The 12,962-nt window shown below is 39.3% G+C and carries 11 protein-coding genes and 2 tRNA genes; 11 read left to right on the top strand and 2 right to left on the bottom strand.

The window, feature by feature from the left end:
* The first annotated feature begins 216 nt into the window (after nucleotides 1-216).
* The 7 genes from A3H37_01305 to A3H37_01335 all read left to right on the top strand — a co-directional run bounded on the left by A3H37_01305 (nucleotide 217) and on the right by A3H37_01335 (nucleotide 8,884).
* Nucleotides 217-1,743 carry a hypothetical protein gene (locus tag A3H37_01305; GenBank protein ID OGL49661.1) on the top strand — a complete coding sequence of 509 codons (1,527 nt, stop codon included), beginning with the start codon at nucleotides 217-219 and terminating at the stop codon, nucleotides 1,741-1,743.
* A gap of 53 nt (nucleotides 1,744-1,796) precedes the next feature.
* On the top strand, nucleotides 1,797-2,021 hold the full coding sequence (locus tag A3H37_01310; protein ID OGL49662.1) for a hypothetical protein: 225 nt from the start codon (nucleotides 1,797-1,799) through the stop codon (nucleotides 2,019-2,021).
* A 47-nt stretch (nucleotides 2,022-2,068) separates the two neighbouring features.
* A complete protein-coding gene (locus A3H37_01315) occupies nucleotides 2,069-3,466 on the top strand; it encodes an aldolase (GenBank protein ID OGL49663.1) in 1,398 nt (465 codons plus the stop codon).
* Between the two features lie 421 nt (nucleotides 3,467-3,887).
* Complete coding sequence (locus A3H37_01320) at nucleotides 3,888-5,246, top strand: hypothetical protein (GenBank protein ID OGL49664.1); 1,359 nt, start codon at nucleotides 3,888-3,890, stop codon at nucleotides 5,244-5,246.
* Entirely contained in the window at nucleotides 5,243-6,349 is a 1,107-nt protein-coding gene (locus A3H37_01325) for a hypothetical protein (GenBank protein OGL49665.1), read from the top strand. The genes A3H37_01320 and A3H37_01325 overlap by 4 nt, the downstream gene beginning before the upstream one ends.
* Nucleotides 6,350-6,455: 106 nt before the next feature.
* Entirely contained in the window at nucleotides 6,456-7,961 is a 1,506-nt protein-coding gene (locus A3H37_01330; protein OGL49666.1) for a glutamate synthase, read from the top strand.
* Between the two features lie 194 nt (nucleotides 7,962-8,155).
* Nucleotides 8,156-8,884, top strand: coding sequence for a hypothetical protein (locus tag A3H37_01335; protein ID OGL49748.1), 729 nt, complete (start codon nucleotides 8,156-8,158; stop codon nucleotides 8,882-8,884).
* 50 nt (nucleotides 8,885-8,934) lie between these two features.
* Here the strand turns inward: A3H37_01335 and A3H37_01340 are convergent, their stop codons facing one another.
* Nucleotides 8,935-9,351, bottom strand: coding sequence for a peptide chain release factor 1 (locus A3H37_01340; GenBank protein OGL49667.1), 417 nt, complete (start codon nucleotides 9,349-9,351; stop codon nucleotides 8,935-8,937).
* 148 nt (nucleotides 9,352-9,499) lie between these two features.
* Between A3H37_01340 and A3H37_01345 the strand changes: the two genes are divergently transcribed.
* The 4 genes from A3H37_01345 (at nucleotide 9,500) to A3H37_01360 (ending at nucleotide 12,142) form a co-directional block, all read left to right on the top strand.
* On the top strand, nucleotides 9,500-10,897 hold the full coding sequence (locus A3H37_01345) for a 16S rRNA (cytosine(967)-C(5))-methyltransferase (protein OGL49668.1): 1,398 nt from the start codon (nucleotides 9,500-9,502) through the stop codon (nucleotides 10,895-10,897).
* A gap of 171 nt (nucleotides 10,898-11,068) precedes the next feature.
* A tRNA-Lys gene (locus A3H37_01350) sits at nucleotides 11,069-11,141 on the top strand.
* 234 nt (nucleotides 11,142-11,375) lie between these two features.
* Nucleotides 11,376-11,448: transfer RNA gene (locus tag A3H37_01355), tRNA-Glu, on the top strand.
* 124 nt (nucleotides 11,449-11,572) lie between these two features.
* Nucleotides 11,573-12,142, top strand: a complete 570-nt coding sequence (locus A3H37_01360) for a hypothetical protein (protein OGL49669.1) — start codon at nucleotides 11,573-11,575, stop codon at nucleotides 12,140-12,142.
* Nucleotides 12,143-12,193: 51 nt separating this feature from the next.
* Here A3H37_01360 and A3H37_01365 read toward each other — a convergent pair whose 3' ends face one another.
* On the bottom strand, nucleotides 12,194-12,934 hold the full coding sequence (locus A3H37_01365; GenBank protein ID OGL49749.1) for a hypothetical protein: 741 nt from the start codon (nucleotides 12,932-12,934) through the stop codon (nucleotides 12,194-12,196).
* Between the last annotated feature and the right edge of the window lie 28 nt (nucleotides 12,935-12,962).

The raw sequence follows: 12,962 nt of genomic DNA on the forward strand, positions 1-12,962 counted from the left end.
AATTAATTGAACTCTGTTAAAACCGAGTCACTATGTCAGTTAACTGCCAAGAAAACGCTTACCTGATAAACCATAAAAAAGAATTGTTGTAACTTGCCTATAAACTTTACGTTTAAATTTGTAAATTTGATTGATTTTTTTGATTGATTGTTTATTAATAATTTTTAGTATTTGATAAAAATTTATTTAATTAATCTTAGATAAGGAGCTTTTGCTATGTTAAAAAGAAGTGTTTCTTTTATTGTAGTTCTTGTTGTCGGATTGGTTTGCGGATTTTACCTCTCTTCAATCCCTGCAATTTCTGAGAATTTAAAGTTAAACGGACTATTGCAGAATGCATCAGGAAAGTTCTGGGAAGAAGGGAAAGAATTTCCTCCGGTAATATCAGGCGGCAGACCAGCATCTTTTGCAGATTTAGCTGACAAAGAAAAACCAGCAGTTGTTAACATCAGCACAAGAAAGACCATTAAACGCCAGGAACATTCTCCTTTTGACGGATTTGGAGGCCCTTATGGCAAAAGAGAGCAGAACCCTTTTGGTGATTTTTTCGGAAATGATTTTTTTGACAGGTTTTTTGAAGGCATGCCAAAAGAATACAGGCAACAAAGCCTTGGTTCAGGTTTCATTATCAGCGCAGATGGTTATATAGTGACAAATAACCATGTTGTTGAAAATGCTGATGATATTAAGGTGAAGCTTTCAACAGGCAAGGTCTATGACGCACAGATTGTTGGACGGGATAAGAAAACTGACCTGGCGCTTATAAAAATTAAGGGTCCAGACAACCTTTCAGTAGCCGTTCTTGGTGATTCTGACAAATTAAGAGTAGGTGATTGGGTCATGGCAATAGGAAACCCCTTTGGTTTTGAGCATTCTGTTACAGTTGGTGTTGTGAGTGCAAAGGGAAGAGTAATAGGCGCAGGTCAATATGATGATTTTATTCAGACAGACGCATCAATAAATCCTGGCAACAGCGGAGGACCTCTTTTTGATATCAATGGAAACGTAATCGGGATAAACAGTACCATAATAGCATGGGGTCAGGGAATCGGATTTGCCATACCGATTAATCTCGCAAAAGAATTATTGCCCCAGATGAAGGATAAGGGAAAGGTGAGAAGGTCGTGGCTTGGTGTTGTGGTTCAGGATATTACAGAAGATCTGGCAAAATCATTTAGCCTTAAATCATCCAAAGGAGCTCTGGTTGCAGATGTGGTAAGGAACGGTCCGGCAGAGAAAGCGGGAATTAAAAGAGGAGATGTTATAACAAAGTTTAGCGGAAAAGAGGTTGAAAACTCCCGTGAACTTTCAAGAAAAGCAGCATCTTCTGAAGTAGGAAAAAAAGTCGAGGTTATTTTGATGAGGGAGGGACAGGAAAAAAAGTTTGAAGTTGCTTTAGAAGAATATCCCTCTGACGGGTCTTCTTTTGGAGAAGATGAAGGAAGTGAAGAGGGGGAATCGGCTAAACTCGGCATTTCAGTTCAGGACATCACTCCTGAAATTGCTGAAAGGCTTGGCTCAAAAGATACAAAGGGTGTGGTAATTTCTGATGTTGGGTCCGGAAGTGAAGCAGAAGATTCAGGCTTGAGAAGAGGGGATATTATCAAAGAAGTTAATCGCAGAATAGTAAACAATGTAAAAGATTTTAAAAAAGAAATGGGAAAAGCTAAATTAAAGGATGGAATTCTTTTTCTTGTTCAAAGAGGAGAAACCACCTTTTTTGTTACCATAAAAAAGGGTTAGTCCTGACCGTAACTGTCTTGAAAAAGAGAATGTATAAATAAGGAGATTTGCTGATGCAGAAAAAAAAGGAAGAATTTTTTGTTTTATTTTTCATCTTTGCTCTGACCCTTCTTGGCTGTGTGTCAAAAAAAACTGATGTAAAAAAAACAGTGGTTGTTGGTCCTGATGAAGAGGTCCTGGTAGTGCCAAAAGAGAGGAATGTTTTTATTCCGGGAGAAAGGATTCTTGAAATTCCCGGAGAAGGTAAAGGCAAAGGGACAATGATACAGAGAAAGTAGCAAGGACTCTTTTATATAAATTTTTAATCAATTGGAAGGAGTGCTGTATGCTTTATCAGAATCTTAATGAACTGAGCGGTTCAATTAAAGGTGTTTTGGCTTTAGAGGGTGAAAAAATAAAAGTTACAGACAGCGATAAATTTACCAGAGAGGTTATTGACCAGCTTGTTTACAGTGCAGTGTTTGGAAATGCAGAGATAAAGGAAGTTTGCAGATGGATTATATGGGAGGCTTCTCCGGTTCTGGGAATTTATCCCTCATCTATTCAGGGCATATATGAGGCAAGGGCAAAGGGTGAATATAAAGGGATGACTGTACCTGCAATCAACATAAGAGGTCTTACTTATGATGTTGCAAGAACAATATTCAAGGCTGCGATGAAGAATAACGCAAAAGCATTTATTTTTGAAATTGCAAAATCAGAAATTGACTATACTGAGCAAAGGCCTGAGGAATATACTACAGCAGTTCTGGCAGCAGCAATCAGGGAAGGGTTCAGGGGTCCTGTCTTTATTCAGGGAGACCATTTTCAGGCGAGCGCATCAAAATTTCAAAAAGACCCCTCTGCAGAGGTTAAAAAATTAAAAGACCTTATCAGAGAAGCGGTTGAAGCAGGTTTTTATAATATTGATATTGATGCATCAACCCTCGTGGATTTAAGCAAGAGTTCTGTCAGAGAACAGCAGAGATTAAACTATGAAATTACAGCAGAGCTTTGCTCATATATCCGTTCCATTGAACCCGGGGAAATAACAGTTTCTGTTGGTGGTGAGATAGGAGAAGTTGGAGGGAAAAACAGTACAGTAGCGGAACTCAGGGAGTTTTTTAAGGGATTCAGAGGGGAGCTTGATTTAAAATACAAAAAAAACCTTAATGGGTTAAGCAAGATTAGCGTACAGACCGGGACAACCCACGGAGGAGTCCCTCTCCCTGACGGAAGGATTGCTGATGTTAAGCTTGACTTCAATGTATTGAAAGAACTCTCAAAAGCAGGAAGAGAAGAGTTCGGAGTAGGAGGAACAGTGCAGCATGGCGCTTCAACGCTCCCTCAAGAGGCATTTGACAGGTTCCCTCAGTGTGATACCCTTGAGGTCCATTTTGCAACCGCATTCCAGAATATTATATATGACAGTTCCTGGTTTCCAAAAGATTTGAAGGATGAGATTTATAGCTATATTAATAAAGAACTGATTGGTGAAAAAAAGGAAAAAGATACACCGGAACAGTTTATCTATAAAACGAGGAAGAAGGGATTCGGTCCTTTTAAGAAGAAAATGTGGGATATTTCAGAGAGCACAAGAGAAAAGATATCTGCAGAGCTTGAAAAACAATTCAATATTATTTTTAATAAGCTGAATGCAACAAATACAGAGAAACTGGTTGCTGATAAGATTATGGTTAAACCTGTCAGGAAAAAGGCTCCTGAAGGAATTAAAAAGTTATGAGGTTGATCGAGAATGTAATTCAAATGGTAAAAATCCCCCCTACCCCCCTTTGATAAAGGGGGGACTGGGGGAAATTTAGCTGAGATAAATTAAAAACTGCTTACTGATTAAGCACTGAATGATTCTTATTGCCTACATAAACAGCATTCCTGAAAGATATAAAAAATATCTTATATGATAATACTTCAATAAAACAAATGGTTAAGCGCCTTGTGTCAGGATATTATTTTTGGCATGTGTTTTGCTAAACTTTATAAATAAAACAATTATTTCAACTTATTAACAAACATTAGCTCAATTGAATTAACTTGACATTATTAATGGAGATTTATAATTACTTAAAGGCTTTGAAAATGCATAGCAAGTGCATTCTCCGCAGCTTGCTGCTGGAAGTTTCAGAACCAAGAAAAAGGGTTAGAAAATGGGAGAGAATGTTATATTCTGGGGATGCCAGATTCCTGCGCGTTTCCCTTTTGTAGAAAAGTCAATAAGGACTATCTTCAAGGAATTGGACTACCCGTTAAAAGACCTTGATGGATTTACATGTTGCCCTGAAAAGGCGCTTATAAATAATATGAGCGAGGAAACATGGTACCTGACAGCAGCAAGAAATCTTTCAGTTGCAGAGGCATCAGGGAAAGATGTGACATTAATACAGCCCTGTAACGGATGTTACAGTACTCTTAAGTCTGTAAACTCAGAGCTTAAGTTTGACCTCAAACTGAAAGAAAAAATCAACAAGGGATTGAATGCGGTAGGGGCAAAGTATGATGGGGAAGGAATTGATGTAAAACATTTGATTGAGGTGCTCCATGATGTAATAGGCACACATAAAATTCAGTCAAGGGTTAAAACCCCTCTGACCGGGTTGAAAATTGCAGTGCATCCGGGATGCCATATGACCAGACCAAGCAATGCAATACATTTTGATGACCCTTTCTTTCCTAAAAAATTTGATGCAATTGTAACAGCACTTGGTGCGCAAAGTGCTGCATATGAAACCAGAATGCTTTGCTGCGGGGGAGAACTTGGAAATATTGGAGATATAAAGGAAGGGGAATTTTTAACCAGACAGAAGCTTCTTGATCTGAAGAAAAGAGAGATAGACGCAATCACTGTTGCATGCCCTGCGTGTTTTAAACAGTTTGACGGACAGCAGTTTATGATGCAGAGAGAAGGAGAGGATTTTAATATTCCTGTCTTTTTTGTTTCAGAGCTTGTTGGAATTGCTTTTGATATATCTGCAGCAGAGCTTGGCATTGATTCCCACAGGATTAAGACAGAAGGCTTTTTCAAAAAACTTGATGAATCCAAAAAGAAAATCCAGAAGGTCAAGGAGCATTTTGACGCTGATGCTTTAAAGGCATGCTATGAGTGCGGAGCCTGTATTGATGATTGCCCTGCTGCAAGGTCTATTGAAGGGTATGACCCAAAGGAGCTTTTTGAAAAGGTTTTAAAAGGTGATGTTGATGAGCTCTTGAATGACCCAAAGATATGGCAATGCCTTGAATGCCATACCTGTTCCGAGCTTTGTCCTCAGATGTATGGGATGGAAACAGTATTCACAACACTTAAAAAACTTGCTAACAGCCGCGGCACAAAGCCGGGAGCTGTTGAGAAGGGGCAGGAGATGTTCAGAAAAACAAGCAAAGTTGGAGAGCCGTCGCTTGCTCAGAGAAAAAAACTGAAATTGCCAGAAACACCTGCAAGCGGGAAGGATGAACTCAAAAAACTTCTTGAGAGCGAACTGGTAAAAGAACTTTTCAAGAAGAAGGAATAAAAAAAGTGAACCACAGGTACCAGAAAAATATTTCAGGATGCGGATTAACAGGAGTGATAAGCCGTAAGGGTGAATTGATTCCCGGTGATATGATTATCAATTCAATCTGCCCTATGAGAGACAGGGGGAACGGGCTTGGCGCAGGATTTGCAGGCTATGGAATCTATCCTGAATACAAGGACTATTATGCCTTTCACCTGATGTATGATGACGAGGACGGAAGAAGGGAGGCAGAGATTTTTCTTCACGAAAACTATAACATAGTAAAGGAAGAGGAGATACCACATAAAAAGATTAAAAGCATGGCATCCCATCCAATTCTTTACCGTTATTTTATTAAGCCCAAAAAAGAGAATCCTGATAAAGTCCTTGCAGGACTTGAGGATGATGATTTTGTTGTACGGACAGTTATGAAAATAAATTCTGAAATTCAGGGCGCATATGTTTTTTCAAGCGGCAAAAACATGGGGGCTTTTAAGGGTGTTGGGTTTCCTGAGGAAATAGCAGAATTTTTTATGATTGACAGATATAAGGGCTATATCTGGACAGCACACAACAGGTTCCCGACAAATACTCCGGGATGGTGGGGCGGTGCACATCCCTTTACCCTGCTTGACTGGTCAATAGTGCATAACGGAGAAATTTCATCATACGGGATAAATAAAAGATACCTTGAGATGTTCGGATACAAATGCACTCTTTTGACAGACACAGAGGTAATTGCATATCTTTTTGACCTTTTTATAAGAAAGCACGGGCTATCCTTTAAAACAGCCTGTACTGCCCTTGCAACGCCATTCTGGAAAGATATTGATATTCTTCCAGAAGAAGAACGCAGAGTTCTGACCTGGATAAGAATGGTTTACGGGAGCGGGCTTCTTAATGGTCCGTTTGCAACTCTTTTTGGTCACAGCAGAGGGCTGATAGGATTCAATGACAGAATAAAACTAAGACCGCTGGTAGTTGCTGAAAAAGATGACAAGGTATATATGGCTTCTGAGGAATCTGCTATCAGGGAAATATGCCCGCACCCTGAGAGGGTCTGGGCGCCAAAGGCAGGAGAGCCTGTAATTGTTTCCTTGGATAAATCTGTTAAGTGTTAAGGAAATAAGCAGGACAAGAATGTCCTGCTTATCAATAGGCGGAGTTTTCTAACCCCGCATTAAAGAAACCTGTTTGTAAAGTTTTTAGAAAGGAAGATGGTTAATTGTGCGACCAAGTTTAGTTACACCTGAATTTATAGTAGAAATAGACCATGACCACTGCAGGCGCTGCAAGCGTTGTGTGATGAATTGCAGCTATGAAGTGTTCGAGTTTAAAGATAGAGCAGTTGCTGATAATTCGAAATGTGTTGCATGCCACAGGTGTGTTATCTATTGTCCGGAAAAAGTAATTACTGTTAGAAGAAATCCTTTAGACTATAAGGATAATTGCAACTGGAGTGTAAGACACAGGCTTGATATATGGAAACAGGCAGAGACAGGAGGTATGCTTCTGACAGCGATGGGAAATGATCTCTCGTATCCGATTATATGGGACCATCTTCTTCTTGATGCCTGCCAGGTGACAAATCCATCTATTGACCCTTTGCGTGAACCAATGGAGCTTCGCACTTTTCTTGGAAGAAAGCCTGATTTTCTTGATATCAAAGAAACTCCTGACGGAAAGCTCAGACTGCGAGGAGAGCTTCCACAAAATATAGCGCTTGAAATTCCAATAGTGTTTTCTCCGATGTCCTACGGCGCTGTAAGTCTTAATGCGCATAAGGCACTTGCCATTGCTGCAAAGGAACTCGGGACAATAATGCATACAGGAGAGGGAGGACTTCACGAAGATCTTTATCCATACGGTGATAGTATTATTACACAGTGTGCGTCAGGTCGGTTTGGAGTGCACAACGAATATTTGAACATAGGGGCTGCAGTAGACATAAAGATAGGTCAGGGAGCAAAGCCCGGGATTGGCGGGCATCTCCCCGGAGAGAAAGTTGGTCTTGACATAGCAAAAACAAGAATGATACCAATGGGAACAGATGCCCTTTCTCCTGCGCCTCACCATGACATATACTCAATTGAGGACCTGAGACAGCTTATATATGCCCTTAAAGAGGCAACAGGTTATAAACCAATTTCAGTTAAAATTGCTGCTGTGCACAATGTTGCTGCAATTGTAAGCGGAATTGTAAGAGCAGGCGCTGATATAGTTTATCTGGATGGTTTTAGAGGTGGCTCAGGAGCGACTCCGAGAATTGTCAGGGACCATGTGGGAATTCCGATTGAGCTTGCCCTGGCAGCAGTTGATGACAGGCTGAGGCAGGAAGGAATAAGAAACCAGGCTTCTCTGATTGCTGCAGGAAGTATCCGTTCTGCTGCTGATGCAGTTAAGGCACTGGCTCTTGGAGCTGATGCTGTTGCAATAGGGACTGCTGCGCTGATTGCCATTGGTTGCAGGGTATGCCAGACATGCCATATGGGTAAATGTGCCTGGGGCATCTGCACTCAGAAACCTGAACTTACAAAAAGGCTTGATCCTGAAGTAATGGCAGAAAGACTTGTAAATATGCTCAGGGGATGGACCCTTGAAATAAAAGAGATTTTAGGAAGCCTTGGACTTAATGCGATTGAATCCTTGCGCGGAAACCGGGAGAGATTACGCGGAATCGGGCTTGATGCTGAGACACTGGATATTATCGGGGTTAAGCCTGCAGGGAGGTAGTTTTGATTGAGGATTGCAGATTTAAAAATTGAAATCTAAAATCCATTATGTAGCCGCAGGCTTTAGCCTGCGCAAGCAACCAGCGACTGAAATATTAATAAGGATTAAGCAGGAAAATGAGTGTAAAAGTAAAAGAAAAAGAATTAGATTTATCAGTAAAGTTTGAAGAGAAAGCAGTAGCAAAAAGAGTAAAAATTAATGCCAAGGGTGTATATTACAGGGATTTAAATAAAACAATACGGGACCTTATCTTTAAAGATGGTGTTGATGAGATTGAGCTTCTCAATGTAAACGGACAGCGTTACATTGGTGATGGGATTAGCAGGAAAGTCAAAATCATAATCCACGGCGTTCCCGGCAATGACCTTGGCGTATTCATGGATGGTCCCACGATTATAGTTAATTCCAATGCCCAGGATGGTGTCGGGAATACAATGAATGACGGGAAGATTGTTATTCACGGGATGGCAGGAGATGTTATTGGTTACGGGATGAGATGTGGAAAAATTTTCATAAAAGATGATGTTGGGTACAGGGTTGGAATTCATATGAAGTCTCATAAAGATAAGATTCCGTTTCTTATAGTAGGAGGAAAAGCAGGAGACTTCTTCGGAGAGTACATGGCAGGAGGAGTACTTATTCTCCTCGGGCTTGAGGAAAACGACAAACCGATTGTAGGCGACTATGTTGGTACTGGCATGCACGGAGGGGCAATCTATGTTCGCGGTGAAGTTGATAAGCGGCAGCTTGGCAAAGAGGTTGGGATTAAGGAACTGAATGCTGAGGATTATGGACTGATTGAACCGGTTTTGAAAGAGTATTGTGAAGATTTAAGGCTTGATATGAATCAGGTAATGTCAAAGAAGTTTATAAAGCTGATTCCAGTAAGCCACAGGCCATATGGAAGGCTGTACGCGTATTAAAAGTTTCATGTTACAAGTTTCAGGTTGGAATATAGAAATGATTTTTCTTATTAATCCCTTTCGTAATCACTTCTGCGGAGGGCTTTTTTTTCTGAGTGATGTTTCTTGTCTTTGAGGATTTTTTCTTTTGCCCGCTTTGACCTTTTCCTTTTCTGCCTTCTGATTTTTTCAATCTTTTGCCGGATTTCGCTTTTCTTTTTAAAAACCATCTCTTCAATCTTCTGCACGAGCAGTCGTCTTGCAAGGAACCTGTTCAGGGATTGTGAGCGTTCTCTCTGTACCTTTACTTCAATTCCGGTAGGAATATGCTTGAGGTAAACACAGGTTGAGGTTTTGTTTACATTCTGTCCGCCCTTTCCTCCAGAGCGGATAAATTTTTCTATAATATCCTTTTCAAAAATACCAAGTTTTCCCATGCGCTGAAAAAGCTTTTTTTCTTTATCAGTGTTTATTCCAAAAGAAGACATTGTAAATTCCTTTAATTTTTGTATGATTTTTTTATCGCAAACTCAAATTTTTTTGTCAAATAATTATTAAATATTTATATGAAAATTCTTATTATTGAACTAAAGGCAATATTAAATTAGCATTTATTAAGATAAAAAAGGAAAAGGAATGAAGGTTTCTGAGGCAAGAAAGATAGCTTTTAAGGTTCTGTTGAGGTTTGAAAAGGGAGAGTTTAAGTTTTTAAAGGAATCTCTTAACAGATACATAGAGGATGCGAGGTTAAAAAAAGAAGATGTTGGGCTTGTAACTGAGATTTCCTATGGTGTGATGAGATGGAGGGGGTTCCTTGACTCAGAGATAACAAGGTTTTCCAAAAAGAAGATTGTTTCCATTGATGTTGAAGTGCTTGTAATTCTGAGAATGGCAATTTACCAGATTCTGTTCTTGGGCAGAATTCCAAACAGGGCAATTGTTGATGAAGCGGCAAGGCTTGCGTATTTTTGCAGAAAAAGAAGCGCAATGGCTTTTATAAATGGTCTTTTGCGGAAGTATTTGAGGAGTCAGAAATCAGAAGTCAGAAACCAGAAGCCAGAAGTAGCTGCAGAGCAAAGCTCTGTTTCCAACTCAAAACAAGCGACAAGTGACATCTCAACTTATTCCCATCCCGAATGGATGGTTGAGAGATGGATTAAAAGGTTTGGGGTTGATGGGGCCCAAAGACTATGCCAGTTTAATAACACAATCCCTCCAAAAGTTATAAGAGTTAACACAACTAAAATTTCAACTGACCAGCTCTTGAAATTATTCAGAGAAGATGGAATTGATTGTAAGCCTTCAAAATATTGTGAGGATGGTCTTATAGTTTCAAGCCTGCAGGAGATTTCAAAAAATTTATTGTTTGAAAAAGGTTATTTTTATATTCAGGATGAGGCTTCAATGCTTGTTTCAAAAATCCTTAAACCCCAGGAAGGAGAAAAGATTTTAGATATGTGCGCAGCCCCTGGTGGCAAAGCAACACATATCGCACAAATAATGGGAAAGATTGGATCGATTCTGGCAGTGGATAATGACCTGAGAAGGCTTCAAATGATTAAAGAAAACTGCAGGAGAATGGGAATTACTATGATAAAAATTGTATGCGGAGACGGGAAATATAGCTCTGCTCTGTTTAAGAAAAAATTTGACAGAGTCCTTGTTGATGCTCCATGTTCAGGGACAGGGATTTTGAGAAGGAATCCTGAAATAAAATGGGTTAGAAGTTATGAGGATATAATTAGCCTTAAAAAATTACAGACAGAACTGCTTGCAAAAGCTTCAGAATGTGTAAATACTAATGGAATCCTTGTTTACAGCACCTGTTCTGCTGAAGCAGAGGAGAATCAGGAAGTAGTGGAGGCTTTTTTAGCAGGTCACAAAAACTTTGTTTTAGAAAAAGTAAAAAATGAAGTGCCGCAGGAAGCCAAAAAGTTTATAACCGGGGAAGGATATTTCTACAGCATTCCGGTCATTGAAGACAATTCTTCCATGAATATATTCTTTGCGGCTAAGATGAGAAGAATATATTGAAGAGAAACTGATTGCATTTTTGGGGTTGACAATATATCTTTGCTTTGCTATTTAACACAGCCTTTTTGTTAAGTATATTATTGCACGGATTTATGAAAAATTACACAGGTTTTAGCTATAAATTTAATCTGAGCAATCAAAATTTTTAATCAGCGTAACCAGTGTAACTTTGGGCCGTTAGCTCAGGTGGTAGAGCATCTGCCTTTTAAGCAGATGGTCGCTGGTTCGAGTCCAGCACGGCTCAATGAAGCAGGGAACAGAGTAGAGGGTTAAGAGTTCAGATCACTGGCTACAAATTTTGAAGTCATTGCCTTCTTCTAAGAAAAGTATAAATTATGTATCAGAAATTGAGAGTTTAAACATAGAGGTTATAAAAATGCTAATTACCATGATCAAGCGTATAGAGGAAAAACGAAGTGTTTAATTGTTTTCACTAAAACCTATACTCTCAACCCTTAGCTCTAAACTCTGTTTTCATGTCCCCATCGTCTAGTGGCCTAGGACACCGGCCTTTCACGTCGGCAACGGGGGTTCGACTCCCCCTGGGGACGTAATAAAAAAGTTAAAAAATTAAAGCTCAAAAATAAAATCTAAACTTTTCTATTGACCAAATCTTTTATTTTAGTAATATGCCTGCTTTCATAAAAGATTAAATAAAATTTAAGGAGGAAGTTTATGTCAAGAACAGTACCGAACATAGAATGTAATTACATTGGAGTGTTTAATAATAAATGCAACTATGTAATACCGACAACTGAAGGCGTTCAAGTTCACAGAATGCCGCCATGCGCAAAGGGAGGAGATACTTATCAGGTTATTGCTGATCTGGAAGCAACTCCGGAGGAATGTTTTGATGCTATAACCGATTTTGAACTCATGCAGACTACCTCAAGCGTAATCAAAGAAATTATTGTCCATAAGAGAGACGAGGAGGGCGCTACAATAGAGATGAGACTGCACCCTGAAATTGATTCAGGAACATTTTATTACCGCTATGCCTTTGACAGAAAAAATACACAGATGTTTTTCTGGATGTATGATTACAAAGGGCCAAAAAGACAATGGTATGCAATCAATGTCGAGACCAGGGTCTATTCCTTTGGAAAGATATCAAGGATAATTCTGACAGAAACCTTTGTCATGGAAAAGGGAATACCAAATGCAGATGCAACCGGGCTTTTTACAGGTGTTGCCCATGACATGATAAACAGGACTAAGAAAAGAAGAGAAATGAAGAAGAAGTAATAAATCTCCCTCTTGCCCCCCTTTAATAAAGGGGGGTTGGGGGGATTTGACTCAGATCTTATAAATCCTTTTTATCTCCTCAGAATAGTCACCTTTTCTCTTGTAAACCATTAGTGGCGGTAATACCTTTGTTCCCGGCTTTCCGTCTTTTGCTGATTCTATAAGAACCATTTTTGATTCGCCATTCTGTGTGGAGTGGATAAAACGAATAGTTTTTGGCTCAAAGTTGTGAGTTTTTAGCTCAAACAGAAGAGTGGAGAGGCGTTCGGGAGAATATATCAGGATTAACCTTCCCTTATTTTTTACCAAAAAAGTTCCTGCTTTTACCAAGTCAGTGAGTTTGCATTTAAGTTCGTGGCGCGCAACTGCCTTTTGCAAAGCAAGATTTATCCTTCCGCTTTTTTCTGTCCTGTATGGCGGGTTTGCTACGACTATGTCAAACTGATTTTTTCTGAAAATTTTCTGGGTTTCTTTAATATCTCCTTTTATTATTTTTATTCTATCTTCAAGTTTGTTAATTTTTACGCTTCTCTCTGCCATCTCGCATAATTCTTCCTGTATTTCAAGAGCGGTTATTTCAATATCTTTAAACTTTGTGGCAAGAATTATCGGAATAATACCGCTTCCTGTTCCCATATCAAGAACAGATGTTTTTGGAAGAATGAATTTTGATGTAAAATCTGCCAGAAGAACAGCATCAAGAGAGAAACGGTAACCATCTTTTTTCTGGATAATTTTCAAGTTTGAACCAGACAGGATATCAAGTGTTTCATTTTCTAAAATTTCTGCCATAATATTTATTTTTGTGAATGTAGCTGAC

The sequence above is a fragment of the Candidatus Schekmanbacteria bacterium RIFCSPLOWO2_02_FULL_38_14 genome, from assembly GCA_001790855.1.
GTDB lineage: Bacteria > Schekmanbacteria > GWA2-38-11 > GWA2-38-11 > GWA2-38-11 > 2-02-FULL-38-14-A.

Bases quoted from the DNA above. Each gene is read 5' to 3' on its own strand.
- A3H37_01305 (OGL49661.1), top strand. From the start codon at position 217: ATGTTAAAAAGAAGTGTTTCTTTTATTGTAGTTCTTGTTGTCGGATTG.
- A3H37_01310 (OGL49662.1), top strand. From the start codon at position 1,797: ATGCAGAAAAAAAAGGAAGAATTTTTTGTTTTATTTTTCATCTTTGCT.
- A3H37_01315 (OGL49663.1), top strand. From the start codon at position 2,069: ATGCTTTATCAGAATCTTAATGAACTGAGCGGTTCAATTAAAGGTGTT.
- A3H37_01320 (OGL49664.1), top strand. From the start codon at position 3,888: ATGGGAGAGAATGTTATATTCTGGGGATGCCAGATTCCTGCGCGTTTC.
- A3H37_01340 (OGL49667.1), bottom strand. From the start codon at position 9,351: ATGTCTTCTTTTGGAATAAACACTGATAAAGAAAAAAAGCTTTTTCAG.
- A3H37_01345 (OGL49668.1), top strand. From the start codon at position 9,500: ATGAAGGTTTCTGAGGCAAGAAAGATAGCTTTTAAGGTTCTGTTGAGG.
- A3H37_01360 (OGL49669.1), top strand. From the start codon at position 11,573: ATGTCAAGAACAGTACCGAACATAGAATGTAATTACATTGGAGTGTTT.
- A3H37_01365 (OGL49749.1), bottom strand. From the start codon at position 12,934: ATGGCAGAAATTTTAGAAAATGAAACACTTGATATCCTGTCTGGTTCA.